Genomic DNA, 14,177 nt, shown 5'->3' on the forward strand with positions numbered 1-14,177 from the left:
TCTACGAACTCACCGTGGCGCGTTCCGACTCGGTCGGTGTGATCTTGAGGTCCCGCCGGAGGGCGGCGATGGCTTCCTCGGGGTCGGTCTCGGAGTCGAAGACCCGATCGAAGCCGAGCTCGCGGAAGGTGCGCCGCGTCTGCTCGAAGTCGTCCTGGCCGACGGCGAGGTTGCCGCCGATGTAGGTGACGGCCTCGACGCCCGCGTCCTCCAAGACCTCGTGGAAGCCCTGGCAGTCCTGCTCGGCGTGTCCGTAGAGCGAGGAGACCAGTACGGCCTCGGCGTCGTGTGCTACGGCTGCCTCGGCGAACTCCTCCTGGGAGGTCTGGACGCCGAGGTTGACGACGTCGAAGCCTGCCGCGCTGAACGCCTGCTCTAGGATCGTGATGCCAACGACGTGAGCGTCGGAGCCGATCACGCCGAGGACGACCGTTCCGGACATCGTATTCGCGACGATGAGAGCGCGGGCTATAAAGTTAATGATCTTCCATGATAATATTCTTTAATGGTGTTTAACCGAACAGTGTGGCATACAGCCACAACATCATTATTGATAGTAAAGGTTTTTGCGTCCGGCCCGGGACGGTGGCTCCATGGGTGCGCTTTCGAACCTGCGCGTGCTGGATCTGACCCAGGTGCTCGCCGGCCCGTACTGTACGATGTTGCTCGCGGACATGGGCGCGGACGTGGTAAAGATCGAGCGCCCCGGCGGCGATCTCATCCGCTCGAACCCGCCGTACGTCTCCGATCCCGACGAGGAGGCCTACGGCGGCTACTTCCAGAGCGTCAACCGCGGGAAGAAGAGCCTCGAGCTCGATTTCGGCGACGAGGAGGACCGCGCGGACTTCCTCTCGCTCGTCGAGGAGGCCGACGTCGTCGTCGAGAACTACCGCGCGGGCACGATGGAGAAGTACGACCTCGGCTACGAGACGCTGCGCGAGCACAACCCGGGGTTGATCTACTCCTCGATCCGCGGGTTCGGCGATCCGCGCACGGGGGAGACGGACCGGCAGGGCCAGCCCTCATTCGACCTCATCGCGCAGGCGCTGGGCGGCGTGATGGAGATCACGGGCCAAGAGGACGGGCCGCCGACGAAGGTCGGCCCCGGCATCGGCGACCTCTTCACCGCGACGCTGAACTGCATCGGCATCCTCGCGGCCGTCAATCACCGCGAACAGACCGGCGAGGGGCAGTACGTCGACACCGGCATGTACGACTCGATGCTCAGCCTCACCGAGCGCGCGATCTACCAGCAGTCCTACACCGGCGAGGCGCCCACGCGGCAGGGGAATTCCCACCCGACGCTGTTTCCCTACGACGCGTTCGAAACTAACGACGGGTACGCCGTCATCGCCGCCTTCGGCACCAACCACTGGCAGGCGCTGTGCGACGCGATGGACCGCGAGGACCTCGCGGACGCCCATCCGACCGCCGCCGATCGCCTCGAGCACCGCGAGCACCTCCGCGAGCAGATCGCCGACTGGGCGAGCGGCCTCGAAACCGACGAGCTGGTCGGCCGACTCGAGGGCCGCGTACCGGCCGCGCCGGTCCAGTCGACCGAGGAAATCTTCGACGATCCCCACGTGCACGATCGGGACATGCTCGTGCCGGTGGAACAGCCCGGAGCGGGCGAGACGGTCGAGATCGCGGGGAACCCGATCAAGATGACCGCGACGCCGCCGGAACCGCGCGGCCGGGCGCCGCTGCTCGACGAACACCGCGAGGACGTGCTGGGCGAGGAAAGCGAGGTGGCGGCCGACGACTGAGGCGAGGTGCGGTCCGTTTCCGGTTCGTCGATTCTGCTCGGTTTTGGGTGCTCGGCCCGTGCTCGAGAAGGGGAGCGGAGCGGCCGCCGGGTTCGTCGGTGGGTGTACGGAGCGACTACCGCACCGCCGCGTGGACGGTGCCGGGCCAACGCTGAAGCCGCCGACCGTGATACGGGGCGGTATCGAGCGCCCGGTCCTATCGCGCGCTCGAGCGACAACCATACCCATGGTCGACGACGCTACGGACGATACGAGTATCGACGCTGCCCTCTCCCGCCGGGGCTATCTCGCTGCTGGAGTGCTCGGAACTGGACTGGCAGGCGGCTACGCTGGCTACCGCGGACTTCGCGACGAATCGTCCGACGGGCCCAGTGATGCCGACTCCACCGCGCCGCCGGCCTCGAGTCGACGGTCGGGTCCCCGCGAGGACTTCCTCTGGCTCGGCGCCGGCCTGTGGCAGGACGAGCCCGTTCGCGAGAACCTGTACGCGTTCGCGCGACGCCACGACCTCGCGGTCGTCCTCGTGGCCACGCACTCCAGCGAGACGCCGCTGGTCGAGAAACTCGAAGAGCCGATGGTCGCCGCGAGCGAGTTCGGACTGGACGTCTGGCTCAACGTCGGCCTGCTGAGCGAGGTGCCCGCCGACCGGCTCGCGACCGACGGCGAGGCCCGCGAGGCCCACCTCGAGCAGCTCCGAGCGGTGGCCCGGCGACACGGCGAACTGTTCGATTCCGGCCGGGCGATCTGCTGGCAGGAGGCCCCCGTGATGGGCGAGTGGGTCGAGGGCGGGGAGTGGAACGAGGCGGCGGTCCAGAACCTGCTCGAGTACGGCCCCGAAATCTTCGCCGCGCAGGCGTCGGCCGTCCGGGAGGCCAACGACGCTCTCGAGGTCGGACCGTTCGTCCACTTTCCGTACATCGTCGACTCGAAGCGTCCGGAGGTGTTCGCGGCGCTGGCCGACGGGCTGCAGGCACACGACGCGGATCCCGACTTCGGGTTCGTCGACTTCTACCGCGGCTGGTACGAGAAGGACGTCGGTCCCGAGCCGGCCAACGCGGCCGTGCGCAGCCTCGTCTCGAACGTCCGGACCGAACTCGAGCGGCCCGTCTTCTACCTCGGGCAGAGCCACACCGTCAACCCGAACCACACGCCGAGCAAGCAGGCGCTGCGGATGAACCTCCGGGCCTCGCTCGAGGCCGGCGCGGCCGGCGTCGGCTGGTACGTCCGCAACGGGTACGTCCCGACCGAAAGCGGGTTCGACCCGTTCGTCCCGAACGTCGAGGGCGCCGAAGTCGACGGCGACTCGGTCAATACGCTGACGATCGCCCGCGATCGGGTCCTGTACGCGTGGCTGGCCACGCTCGAGGCGCAGGACGGGTTCGACCCGGCCGACAGATTCGCCCTCTGGCTGATCGGCGACGGCTTCGGGTTCCACGACCACCGACTAGCGGTCCGTACTGCGGAGAGCGCTGGGGATGAGGGCGACGACGCGGCGTGGGAGTACATCGGCGATTTCGGCGGCTACGCCGACGGCGACTACCCCGACGGCAGCATGGCCACCGATCGGGCGACCGTCTTCCGCGCGCTGGATCGCGAGCGCCTGCTTTCGGGGGACGAACTCGAGTGTCGCGTCGAAACGGCCGACGGCAGCGAGGGTGCCGACCTGCTTGCCGCGTACGCGATGCCCTGCGATCCCAGTGCCTACGTCGCCGAGCAGGAGGCTGCGGCGCTCGCGCTCGGGGACGACGGCGACGGCGCGGTGGACGACGCGGCGCTCGAGGAGGTCTGCCTCGGTCGGACGACGGACGGTATCGCGTTGGAGTCCGGCGAACAGCAGCAATTTACGGTTCCGATCGCCGGCTCGGGCACGTCGTCGCTTCGGTCGTTGTGCTATTCCGACCACGCCGACGTCGCGCAGGAACTGGCGTCGTTCGAGGCGGATGCCGACGTCGATCCGTCCGCGCGCTTCGACCTCTGGCTGCAGGGTTCGGGGCTCGGCGAATCCGGGGCTCTCCCCTCGATCGTCGACGGAGACGGTGCCGAGCACGCGCCGTCGGACGTCGGAATCGTCACCGCGACCGATTCGGTCGCGCTCTGTTACGGCCTCGAGCGCGATCGGTTCCTCGCGGACGGGCTCGATCTGGCAACCGACGGGGACGGAGCACTCGAGGCAGCCTACGCCATGCCCTACGCCGGATCGACGACGTTCCGATCGCCCGCTCGAGCGGCGACGCTTCTGTCGAATCAGCCGACGGAGGCGGAAATCTTCAGTCTCGGGTACATGATTCGAAGCCAAGATTAGGAACGGAAGGTGGTGCTCGAGAAAAATAATCTGTAGTGACGGCGACGAGTCGATCCCGAGGCCGCGAACGGATCGCCGGGTCCGTCAGCGACCCTCGGACTTCGATTTCGACTGTTTCGACCGCTTCGATTCGGGGTGCTCGTCAGGACTCCGCCCTCGAGCCTGGGGCAGATTCACCCCAACGGCCAGTCCGTCTCGAGCGGGATCCGCAGCCCCCGTAAACCCATTTGGACCGATGTCCATCAGTTGCACGTTGCCGATCGTCTCAGGCTCGTCGGCCCACGGCTGGCCGCGCGCCTCGCCGTACTCGACGGCCGCTGCCGGAACCTCCGGCTCCCACATGACGTCGTAGCTTCTGGCGCTGAAGATCGACGGCTCCCGGATCGCCTCGAGCGGCTCGAGGCCGTAGACGAGCCGGTGCAGGATGGCCTGCTGGACGCTGGTGATGATCGTAAAGCCGCCCGGCGAGCCGGCGGTGAAGATCGGCTCGCCGTCGCGGAAGACCATCGTCGGGCTGGTGCTGCTCAGCGGGCGCTTGCGAGGCTGGACCTGGTTCGGTCCGCCGGGCTCGAAGTCGAAGTCCGTGAGCTCGTTGTTGAGCATGAACCCGCGGCCGTTGACCATCTTCCCCGAGCCCATGAGCTGTTCGATGGTCGTCGTGTAGGAAACGACGTTGCCGTGGCGGTCGGCGGTCGTGAAGTGGGCGGTCGAGCTGACCGGGTCGGCGGTCGACGCCGTCGCGGCCCAGTCGGGCGTGAACCGCTCGGGCGCACCCGCCGGCACGCCCGGCGGGACCTGCTCGCCGGCCGCGTAGTCGGCGATGACGCTATCCAGATCGATCCGAGCGGCGCGCTGCCGGAGGTAGTCGTCGTCCAGCAGCCCCTCGATCGGCACGTCCACGAACTCGGGGTCGCCCATGTACTGGTCCCGGTCGGCCCAGGCGACGCGGTTCGCCTCGGCGATGAGGTGGTACTTCTCGGGTGCGCGGATGTCGTACTCCTCGACCCCGAGGAACTCGAGCATCCGCATGATCATCGCGATGGTCGTCGGCCCCGAGGTGGGCACGGGCTGGCCGACGATCTCGAAGTCGTAGGCCTCCTTGCGCACCGGTTCGTCGATCGTCACCGAGTACTCCGCGAGGTCCCGCTCGTCGATGCCGGGGCCGCCCTCGAGGCTCTCGACCGTGGCGGCGATGTCGCGGGCGATCGGGCCCTCGTAGAAGGCGTCGCGGCCGCCGCGGGCGATCAACGCGAGCGTCTCCGCGAAGTCCTCGTTGACGAGCCTGTCGCCGGGCTGGGGGACGTTCCCGTTCGCGTCGAGGAAGACCTCGCGCGCGGCGTCGTTGAACTTGTCCCGGTTTTCCGCGATCACCTCGGAGAGGTACTCGTCGACGGTGAATCCGCCGGCGGCGAGGTCGATCGCGGGCCGAATCAGCCGCTGGCGGGGCCGGGTCCCGAACCGCTCGCGGGCCGTCTCGAGGGCGTCGAGCGTGCCGGGGACGCCGATGGCCTCGCTGCGCTGGATGGCCGCGTCGAAATCCCGCGGTTCCCCGTCGTCGAGGAACATCTCCGGGTGTGCGTCCCGCGGCGCGCGTTCGCGGCTGTTGATGCAGTGGACGCTGTCGCTCTCGGCGTCGTAGACGACCATGAACCCGCCGCCGCCGATACCCGACCCTTGCGGGGAGACGACGTTCAGCACGTACTGGACCGTCACGGCGGCGTCGATGGCGTTACCGCCCTCGGCGAGGACGCGAGCGCCGGCCGCCGACGCGCGCGGATCCTCGGCCGAGACCATTCCGCCCGCAGCCGTCACTTGCTGGCCGCACTCGAACGTCGGCTGGCCGCAGTCGAAGCCGTCGAGGTCGGCCGACGCGAGGTCCTCGGGTGTCTCGGTGGCGGCTGCCGGTGAGGCACCGAGCGAAAGTGCCCCGGCGCTCGCGCCTGCGAGCGCGAGAAACCGCCGCCGATCGATACGACTGCCGTCCCGTCCGTCCGTCCTTGATGAGGGGTCACCTGGCATAGCTGGGTCGACACCGGCTCCACCACCCAGTCCCGGAAAAATCTTTAATCTGTATTATATTTATGTCACACATCACTATCGGAGCGACGGTAAAATCAGCGCGCTATCGACGCAGTTTCTCGGAGAGTCATCGCCTCGAGAGCGTTTAGCGACCCCGATATCCCCTCTTTGTCACGTCGGTCACCGCGCTCCGATCCCGTGGTCGTCGTATCCCGCCGCGTTTGTCGTCCGGACGGCCGTCGGTCGCGACGAACGGCAGTAACAGTAACCCTTTTGCGGGACCCCTACACACGTCCGAGTATACCATGAGCAGCGACTGGCCAGTCGATCCCGACGGCGAGGAAGGCAGCGAGGGACGCCGCAAGTACGACATGCGGATCATCGCGGACAAGGTCGACGAGGAGGAGGACTTCCCGCTCAACGTCGCCGAGTTCGTCGACGAGTACGGCGACTACCCGATCCGGGTCAACCACGAGCGGGTCGTCGCGATGCGTGAAATCTTCGAGTACGTCGACGCCGAGGAGTTCGACGAAATGGTGCAGATGCACAAGGCCGTCGGCAACGCCATGCGCGAGGGTGACTTCTGGATGTACCACCCGAAGGGCGTCAACCCCGAGAAGAAACACGCGTAACCGCCCGATCGAACGGGAGCCGCCGTCCCGGACGCGGATTGTGGCATCGCGTCCCGCATCACGAATCTGGATTACGTATCACTTATACGACGGGCGTCGAAACGTGGGCCTACAGTGACTAACACGCAGGTTACGCTCCTTCAGATCGACAACTACGGCCCGTGGACGGTGACGCCCGAGCCTCGTCGGGAAACCGACCTGCAGACCATGCAGTCCCGCCTGTACGCCGATATCTCTCAGTTCGTCGGCGCCCGCGACGGCTACGTCTTCTTCACCCGCTTCGACAACATGATCGCCGTCACGAACGGGCTCTCGATCGAGGACCACGCGCGCTTGCAGGACTCGATCGGCAACCGGTATCCGGTCACGCTCAGCCTCGGCGTCGCGACCGGCACGACCCCCGTGCAGGCGCTCTCGGACGCGACGACGCGCCTGCAGGAGGCCGGCAGCGCCCAGGACAAGGACCGCCGCGAGGTCCTCGAGGGCCGCGCCATCGAGGACGGCCACCGAACCGAGGGTGACGTCCAGATCGCCCACTTCGACGTCATCAACGCCACGGGGACCTACACGGACGAACTCAACGCCTTCGACACGTTCATCGAGATCGAACAGGGCTACGCCGAACTCATGCGCCACATGCGCCACACCCACGACAGCCTCTCCTTCTTCGTCGGCGGCGACAACGTCATCGTCGTCTGTCCCGACCTCGAGGAACCCGACTACGAGGAGGCGATCCACCACGTCGCGGAGGCCGTCGACGTCGACCTGCAAGTCGGCGTCGGTCGCGGTGACAGCGCCCACGAGGCCGGCTACGCTGCAAAGCACGCCCTCGAGACCTGCCGGGCGGACGGCACCCGGGTCGAACTCGAGTGGGAGTAGCCGATCGATCTCGAGTGGGAATAGCCAGTACCCCCGATCCGTAAATCTTCGCCGGCGACTCGCTTAAGCGTAGCGGGGGTAGCTTTTAGCCTGTCTGTGCGTATCGTTCACACATGGAATCGGAACTGTCGGTCACGGACGTCCTGACGACCGACTACGTCGGCGTCAGCGAGTCCGATACGGTCCGCGGAGCCGTGCAACTCATGCGAGACGAGCGCGCGAGCTGTGTCCTCGTCGTACGCGGCGCCGACGCCGTCGGCATCATGACCGAGTGGGACCTGCTCGACCTCGTCGCGGACGAGCGCGAGCCGAGCGAGCTGACCGTCGGCGATGTCATGACGACGCCGGTCATCTCGGTCGCACCGGACCGCTCGCTCACCGATGCCGCGAGTCTGATGACCCGCGAGAACATCCGGAACGTCGTCGTCGAGGACGAGGAGGGCGTCCGCGGGGTCGTCACCCAGCGCGACGTCATCGCCGCCGCGAGTTCGTTCCAGGCGACGGTCGCACCCCGCTCTCGCTCGAGTTCGGACGGTGCGGTTCCGGGGCCCGGGCCGGGATCGGAACCCGGACAGCGACCGGAGGACCCGGCGGCCCAATCCACCGCTGCGGAGGCCGACGACCGGGCCCTCGCCAACGGGGGCGACGAGTACACGACGCAGGGCGTCTGCGAGGCCTGCGGCTCGTTAGCCGAGTCGCTCCAGGAGTCGAACGGCCAACTCGTCTGTCCGGACTGCCGAGCGGTGTAGCGGGCGCGTTCGAATTCCAGTCTCCCCTCCCGTCCCTCGTCCCCGGGCTTCCCACGCTCTCCTCGAGGCGATGAAAAGACCTTTCGGCGGGGGCGATTGAGGACCCGACGATGAGACGTCTCCGGCGGCCGACGCCGATTCTCGACCCTGCTTTCCATCCATGTCGGCTGACGTAACGATCGAACCCGCGACGAGCGACGACGTCGAGGCCGTCACGGAGCTGTGGGTCCGACTGGCCCGCGGACAGCGCGCGTACGACTCCTACGTGCGCGCGGACGCGAATCGAAATCGGATGCGCGAAACGCTCGCCGCCCACCAGGCCACCGACGGGCTGCTCGTCGCTCGAACCGAAGGCGCCCTCGTCGGCTTCGTCTCGTTTTCCATAGAGCACGGCACCCTCGACCTCGACGCCACCCGCGGAACGATCTCGAACATCTACGTCGAACCGATCCACCGCGATCGCGGGACCGGTGCGGCGCTGCTCGAGGCGGCCGAGGACGCGCTCGCCGATCGGGGGGCCGAGGTCGTGATTTTGGAGGTTATGGCCGACAACGAGGCCGCACGCCGGTTCTACAGGGAACGGGGCTTCGACACGTTTCGCGTGACGATGGAGCGGTCACTCACGGATCGCGATGACCGACCGGCGCAATCCGAAAACGATACACACTCAAAGGAGGACGAGTAACCAACGACCCGCGCCAGGGGAGCATGGGCGGTTCATGCACTCGACTTGTAATCGAGACTTCGTGGGTTCAAATCCCACCCCTGGCTTGACTCCGTCAGTTCAACCTTCCTATCTGGTATTGCTCGACTCCAGTGGTCGGAGTATGCCGGCAACTCGGACCGAAGCCCAACCCCGCGGGAAGTCTCGAAGCGGTTCACTACGTTACGCGGATTTTGAACCGGCAATCGTGAATGTGCTGTCAGTCGTTGGAAGACAATAGCGATTCGCTGGCTGCTGTTGATCGCTGCGTCTGAACCAGCAGCCAGTCGGTCAGCAGCACGTGCGTGGGCGAGACTGAACACGGATGCATCCACAAGCCAACCGCGAAGCCGACCACAGAATACCGCTGTGAGTGGGAAATGGGGGTCGGAATGGGGGACGTCCACTCGGTGGGTGACACTGACTGTCACCACACCACCATCCGGTATGTTACCATCGGTGATAATGTTTGGGATGGAGGACTGTTCGATACGGTTTGGAGTCCGACAGATAGAGTCGCGACGTGACTCACAACTGCGATTGAAGCGTCCGAAGGAGTCGATCAAAAAATCGGTCCGTGAGTTATGGCACACAAACGGCGACCGAATCACCGGCCGGGCAAACCGGTGATCCGTCCCGTCGGTGATCGGAAGGGTCGCGGTATCACGGGCAGTGATACCCGCGACGGTGGCGAGGCGGAGATCTGTCCGGGCGAACAGGCGCTGTCAGGGCACCGATAGTGGATCCCCCATCCCCTCGCCGATTGAACGTTCATTCACAGCAGTGATAAAGGTATCGGACCGGCCGTTTCCCGACAACTGATCCGCTTGAGTCGGGAACAGGGACGGTGTCTATCGAGATCGGCGACCGGGTGTTTTGTCTCAACGGACTACACGGCCGACAACTAGCCTCAACATCTGTCTGATGCTATCGCTGGTCGATCTCGGAGTGCGATGCGATTACAGCAACTGAAACCGAACTGTCCCTCATTCGTCGGCAAAAACGGCTTACAACCCCTGCTTGTTCGGCGAATATTCCTGCTTGAAAGGTTTCAAAACGAATTACAATACTAATATCATCTCTCCATCTCTGCCCAAATAGTACTATAGCGGTCGAATAAATACATCTACGATCAAATCCGTCCATTGCTTTCGGAACAGGGCCAGAGGATTTATATCTCGGCGAAGAAAGAGTCCGGCCAATGCTACTCTCAGTCGATCGTTCGGAAGCAGCCGACGACCAGTCGCTTAGTTTTGCAGTCATTGCCGCAGTCGCCGAACGGGAAGGCGTCGATCCGACCGATATCGAACCTCCGGAGTACGAAGCGCTCTACGACGCGATCAACCCCGAAGCCCTCGATTCGCTTTTCGCGCCGCGAACGGACGGGACCGCTCGAACCGCCGGTCGCGTCGAATTCACGTATTGTGACTACCACGTCGTCGTAACGAGTGACGGTGACGTCGAAGTACACGACGACGATCCACAGCAGTAACCCCGTAGCTTCAGACACGTCCAGCACACGACACCGCTGAGCGCCGCTTACCCTCGAGTCGCGTCGATTCGTCGTCGCCACTCGTCCGGCAGTGTCCGCGAGTCGCCCGTCTCCTCGTCGACGAGCACCTGGACCGTTCGTGCGGTTGCCGCCTGGTCGCCGTCCGCTCGGATCTCGTACTCGATCGGGAGACTCGAGGTGCCAAGTTCTGGGACCCGGAGGGCGATAGTGACGTCGGCGTCGGCATCGATCGGACGGACGTAATCGATCTCGAGGTTTACCAGGACGGTGCCGGTGTCGACGAGCGAGACGCCGAGCACGTCGGTGAAGTACGCCTCGCGGGCTTGCTCGAGGTAGGTCGCGTACGTCGCGTTGTTGACGTGGCCCATGAAGTCGATGTCGCGGAGCCGAACGTCGATGCTGACGTCGTACTCGTACTCAGTTGTCATATAAGCAGCGATGACTGCCAGCACCGTAGGCGTACCGCTCGGTATCAGCGTCGCCTGTCACGCCCGGTCGCTCGCGCGTAGACTTAGTGACAGCAAGAAACGCCACACGACGGCGACGATCGGCGCCGACGGCTACATCGTGGTGCGCGCCGCTTCGAAAACTTCCTCGTGGAGTCGGTCGGTGACGATATCGACCAGCGGTCGCATGTTCTTCGTGTCCGCGCGGTTGTACTCGACGAGCGTCTCGAGTGCGCCCTCGTCGCCGCGTTCGTACTCGTGCCAGAGGCGGACGGCGTCGCGCCCGCTGAGCTCCGGCATGTCGCGGTCGATGCCGAGTTCGCGTTCGATCGCCTTCAGCCCGCCGTCGAGGCCGACCTGCTTGCAGGGGTACATGAGATCGAGGTGCGGCACGTCGACGTCGATGTCGTAGCAGGTCTCGAGGAAGGGCACGTCGAACCGCGCGCCGTTGAACGTGACCAGCAGCGACGAGGCCTCGAGTTCTCGCTCGAGGCGCTCGCTCGTGAGGTCCCGTCCCTTGACGAACGTCTTCGTCTCGTCGCCGCGGTGGCAACTGACCGTCGTAACGTCGTGACACGAGGCGTCGAGCCCGGTCGTCTCGATGTCCAGGAAGCAGGTTTGCTCGCGGACGTTCTCGTACAGTCGCCAGCGGCTCGCGGAGGGGAGCCGCTCGGCGAACGGGGAGACGTCGCCGCGCTCCAAGTGGGCGCGTCCCTCGTCGATGAACGTCTCGATCCGGTCGGCGAGCGTGTCGCCGACGACGTCGACGCTGCCGTCGAACTCGTCCCAGTGGGTGATTCCCCGTTCCCACAGGCGGCGTTCGGTCGTTTCGCCAACCCCGCGGACCGGGATGAAGCTGTTCTCGATTCGCACACCTGTTCAGGGGAACGGGGTGGGTAAAAGCGCTTGGATCGGCGGTGACGGCCGCTCTGTCGGAGTTGAGGCCGGGCCCGATCGTACTCGAGTTCGGACCGGATCACGAATCGACGATCGCTCACCGACCGCTTACAGCGATAGCCACTCGGTCCGCGTCCGTTGCTCGCGGAGTCGCCACCGCTGTTCGTAGCTTCCCGCTCGCTCCCGGAGTTCGACGACCGCATCGAACAGCGGCTCGAGCAGCGCGACGGTCTCGTGGGTCCGGGCGAGCGGCAGGTGCACGTGGCCCATTCCGTTAACGTGTTCGATCGCAGCGGTCGTCATGTGCAGGAGGCGAAACACGCGCTCGGCGCCGTACCTTCGGAGTAACGGCATCGGTGAGTCGATACAGACCCGCAGTTCAGCGGGGGAAAGCCCGTCCGCCGCGGCGTCGAGTTCGTCGATGGTTTCGATAATCTCGAGGCCGAGTGCCTCGAGTCGATCGCTACAGCCGGCGTATTGCGTGTCGTCGACTGACGGCTCGCCGTCGGCATCGGGTGCGTATTCGATCCATCTGACCGTTCCGTCTGGCGCGGGATCGTGCGAGGGGCGGTCCGCCCGATCCGTGACGAGAACGCGATACCGGGACCGGCCGGTCACCGACTCGTTGCCGTCGTCGTGATTACCGTCTCCACAGCCGCACAACTGCCGGCAGGCGACTTCGTGGACTGCAGTCACGTCTTCGCCGACGACGAGGACGTTGCTCCCGTCCCGTTTGAGCGCCGGCAACGTTCGCAGGAACGCTGCACGCGTCTCTCCCCCACTCGCGTACTCACCGTCCATCCGGACTAACGGATAGCCGTCGTTGAAATAAATATTTCGGCCGTTCATCGTTTCAAAAACGTCCGGGCTGCGTAATATCATCCATTGACAATCGGCCGACTTTTTATCCCGGCTCTCGTAGTGCGTCTATGGCCGATCAGGACGACGACCTCGCGGACGCCATCCGCGAACTGACGCGGACCCTCGAGGATCTCCGGCAGGCACTCGATCAGTCGGACCGGGGAACGGGGGGCCGGGAACGCCGGGGATGGCGACCGCCGCTTCGCCCGCCGACGCCGCGGGAACTGCTCGCTTTCGCCGACGAGGTCGCGGTCCCCGCCGCCCTCACCGCCCTCGAGTCGAGCGTTCGCGCGCTCGAGGCGTTCCAGCGCGGGCTCAAACTCGTCAGGACGGAACGCGACGTTCGCGATCGGACGGCCGACGCGGCGACCGCGAGCGGCGACCGCGCGGACCGGCTCCGGGAGACGACCCTCGAGCGGCTCGATACTGCACTCGCCGAACTCCAGCGAGCGGCGTCGGAGGGGACGCTCCCGGCCGACGACGAGGCGCGGTCGCTGCTGACCGACGCGCGCGAACTCCGCGACGAGGTCGACGCCCGGCTTCGCGAGGCGACGAGCGACGGTACGTCGACCGAGCCCGAATCGGACTCGTCGGCGGTTGAAATCGACATCGAAGAGGGCACGCCCGACGGAGCCGAGGCGGACCGAGACGAGAGCGAGAGCGAGAGCGCGGCCACGGATGCCGAATCCGAGAACTCGAACGTCGACGTCGACGCCGAACTCGAGACGCTCAAGGATCAGTACGCTGCGGACGACGAGGGCGACCCCGCTGCGGACGGCGAAAACGGCACCGCGAACGAACGCGGCCCCGATTCGACGCCCGACGAGGGGAACGAGGACGAAGACGATGCCGACGACGCGACGTGATCTCAGCTCCGGGGTCGACTGTTCGGCTTGACACCGCTGCTACCTGCCCGGATTCGAATTTCGACGAGCGACGGGACTAACGCCGCTCGCTCCGTGATATACGACCGCGAATCTTTCTCGAGAAGCGAGTGAGTAGTCCCGTGTTTATCGTCGGCGCCTGCCGCGGACTCGCACGCGCCGCCCCTCCAACAGGCAATTACAATTTGCGGCGCCGCGTGTACGGTCGGAATGCTAATAGTGATCAATGCGCACGTTTCGGTGGGCCAATGAGTACCGAACCAGCCACCCAGCGAGCGCGAACGACCTGCGACGACTGCGGCCTGCCGTACTACGCCGACGAGAACGACGCGTGTCCGTACTGCGACACATCATCGGCGGCGACCGAGACCGACCCGCAGCGAGACCGGGGTTCGGAACCGACGCCGCCGGACCGCCGCCGCCGATCGGCCTCGAGACCGGGTTCGAAATCGCTGCTCCAGCGGCTCACGAACGCCCTCAAAGACGCGTTCCGCAGGTGAGGGCGGCCGCGAGCCGCGGGGCGCTC

General features: G+C 65.8%; 14 protein-coding genes and 1 tRNA gene. 10 read left to right on the plus strand and 5 right to left on the minus strand.

Annotation, left to right across the window (positions count from 1 at the left end):
* Position 1 precedes the first annotated feature (1 nt).
* Positions 2-457, minus strand: coding sequence for a methylaspartate mutase subunit S (glmS, locus tag ATJ93_RS01185; protein WP_120242816.1), 456 nt, complete (start codon positions 455-457; stop codon positions 2-4).
* A 136-nt stretch (positions 458-593) separates the two neighbouring features.
* On the opposite strand from glmS, the gene mct reads away from it, so the two are divergent.
* Entirely contained in the window at positions 594-1,766 is a 1,173-nt protein-coding gene (gene mct, locus ATJ93_RS01190; RefSeq protein ID WP_120242817.1) for a succinyl-CoA:mesaconate CoA-transferase, read from the plus strand.
* A 226-nt stretch (positions 1,767-1,992) separates the two neighbouring features.
* Positions 1,993-4,068 carry a hypothetical protein gene (locus ATJ93_RS23420; protein WP_170155495.1) on the plus strand — a complete coding sequence of 692 codons (2,076 nt, stop codon included), beginning with the start codon at positions 1,993-1,995 and terminating at the stop codon, positions 4,066-4,068.
* An 84-nt stretch (positions 4,069-4,152) separates the two neighbouring features.
* Here ATJ93_RS23420 and ggt read toward each other — a convergent pair whose 3' ends face one another.
* The gene (gene ggt / locus ATJ93_RS01200) at positions 4,153-6,087 is read right to left on the minus strand and encodes a gamma-glutamyltransferase (RefSeq protein WP_120242818.1); all 1,935 of its coding nucleotides are present in this window, start codon (positions 6,085-6,087) and stop codon (positions 4,153-4,155) included.
* Between the two features lie 305 nt (positions 6,088-6,392).
* On the opposite strand from ggt, the gene ATJ93_RS01205 reads away from it, so the two are divergent.
* From ATJ93_RS01205 to ATJ93_RS01230, 6 genes are all read left to right on the plus strand, one after another.
* Positions 6,393-6,719, plus strand: a complete 327-nt coding sequence (locus tag ATJ93_RS01205) for a DUF5785 family protein (protein ID WP_120242819.1) — start codon at positions 6,393-6,395, stop codon at positions 6,717-6,719.
* A 114-nt stretch (positions 6,720-6,833) separates the two neighbouring features.
* On the plus strand, positions 6,834-7,598 hold the full coding sequence (locus ATJ93_RS01210; RefSeq protein ID WP_120242820.1) for a GTP cyclohydrolase III: 765 nt from the start codon (positions 6,834-6,836) through the stop codon (positions 7,596-7,598).
* Between the two features lie 113 nt (positions 7,599-7,711).
* On the plus strand, positions 7,712-8,347 hold the full coding sequence (locus ATJ93_RS01215; protein WP_120242821.1) for a CBS domain-containing protein: 636 nt from the start codon (positions 7,712-7,714) through the stop codon (positions 8,345-8,347).
* Positions 8,348-8,507: 160 nt separating this feature from the next.
* Positions 8,508-9,032 (plus strand): GNAT family N-acetyltransferase, encoded by a 525-nt coding sequence (locus ATJ93_RS01220; RefSeq protein WP_120242822.1) that lies wholly within the window; start codon positions 8,508-8,510, stop codon positions 9,030-9,032.
* Between the two features lie 12 nt (positions 9,033-9,044).
* Positions 9,045-9,118: transfer RNA gene (locus ATJ93_RS01225), tRNA-Thr, on the plus strand.
* Positions 9,119-10,251: 1,133 nt separating this feature from the next.
* The gene (locus ATJ93_RS01230; RefSeq protein ID WP_120242823.1) at positions 10,252-10,542 is read left to right on the plus strand and encodes a HalOD1 output domain-containing protein; all 291 of its coding nucleotides are present in this window, start codon (positions 10,252-10,254) and stop codon (positions 10,540-10,542) included.
* Between the two features lie 47 nt (positions 10,543-10,589).
* Here ATJ93_RS01230 and ATJ93_RS01235 read toward each other — a convergent pair whose 3' ends face one another.
* The 3 genes from ATJ93_RS01235 to ATJ93_RS01245 all read right to left on the minus strand — a co-directional run bounded on the left by ATJ93_RS01235 (position 10,590) and on the right by ATJ93_RS01245 (position 12,707).
* Complete coding sequence (locus ATJ93_RS01235) at positions 10,590-10,991, minus strand: acyl-CoA thioesterase (protein WP_120242824.1); 402 nt, start codon at positions 10,989-10,991, stop codon at positions 10,590-10,592.
* Positions 10,992-11,123: 132 nt separating this feature from the next.
* On the minus strand, positions 11,124-11,882 hold the full coding sequence (locus tag ATJ93_RS01240) for a ribonuclease H-like domain-containing protein (RefSeq protein ID WP_120242825.1): 759 nt from the start codon (positions 11,880-11,882) through the stop codon (positions 11,124-11,126).
* Positions 11,883-12,014: 132 nt separating this feature from the next.
* Positions 12,015-12,707: a DUF7504 family protein gene (locus ATJ93_RS01245; protein ID WP_120242826.1), complete on the minus strand. Its 693-nt coding sequence runs from the start codon at positions 12,705-12,707 to the stop codon at positions 12,015-12,017.
* Between the two features lie 128 nt (positions 12,708-12,835).
* Here ATJ93_RS01245 and ATJ93_RS01250 point away from each other — a divergent pair, with 128 nt between their 5' ends.
* Entirely contained in the window at positions 12,836-13,633 is a 798-nt protein-coding gene (locus tag ATJ93_RS01250; protein ID WP_120242827.1) for a DUF7547 family protein, read from the plus strand.
* 266 nt (positions 13,634-13,899) lie between these two features.
* Positions 13,900-14,151, plus strand: coding sequence for a hypothetical protein (locus tag ATJ93_RS01255; RefSeq protein WP_120242828.1), 252 nt, complete (start codon positions 13,900-13,902; stop codon positions 14,149-14,151).
* Positions 14,152-14,177 lie beyond the last annotated feature (26 nt).

The sequence above is a fragment of the Halopiger aswanensis genome (assembly GCF_003610195.1).
GTDB classification, from domain to species: Archaea; Halobacteriota; Halobacteria; order Halobacteriales; family Natrialbaceae; genus Halopiger; species Halopiger aswanensis.

Bases quoted from the DNA above. Each gene is read 5' to 3' on its own strand.
- ATJ93_RS01220 (WP_120242822.1), top strand. From the start codon at position 8,508: ATGTCGGCTGACGTAACGATCGAACCCGCGACGAGCGACGACGTCGAG.
- ATJ93_RS01255 (WP_120242828.1), top strand. From the start codon at position 13,900: ATGAGTACCGAACCAGCCACCCAGCGAGCGCGAACGACCTGCGACGAC.
- ATJ93_RS01245 (WP_120242826.1), bottom strand. From the start codon at position 12,707: ATGGACGGTGAGTACGCGAGTGGGGGAGAGACGCGTGCAGCGTTCCTG.
- ATJ93_RS01205 (WP_120242819.1), top strand. From the start codon at position 6,393: ATGAGCAGCGACTGGCCAGTCGATCCCGACGGCGAGGAAGGCAGCGAG.
- mct (WP_120242817.1), top strand. From the start codon at position 594: ATGGGTGCGCTTTCGAACCTGCGCGTGCTGGATCTGACCCAGGTGCTC.
- ATJ93_RS01250 (WP_120242827.1), top strand. From the start codon at position 12,836: ATGGCCGATCAGGACGACGACCTCGCGGACGCCATCCGCGAACTGACG.
- ggt (WP_120242818.1), bottom strand. From the start codon at position 6,087: ATGCCAGGTGACCCCTCATCAAGGACGGACGGACGGGACGGCAGTCGT.
- ATJ93_RS01235 (WP_120242824.1), bottom strand. From the start codon at position 10,991: ATGACAACTGAGTACGAGTACGACGTCAGCATCGACGTTCGGCTCCGC.
- ATJ93_RS01230 (WP_120242823.1), top strand. From the start codon at position 10,252: ATGCTACTCTCAGTCGATCGTTCGGAAGCAGCCGACGACCAGTCGCTT.
- ATJ93_RS01215 (WP_120242821.1), top strand. From the start codon at position 7,712: ATGGAATCGGAACTGTCGGTCACGGACGTCCTGACGACCGACTACGTC.
- ATJ93_RS23420 (WP_170155495.1), top strand. From the start codon at position 1,993: ATGGTCGACGACGCTACGGACGATACGAGTATCGACGCTGCCCTCTCC.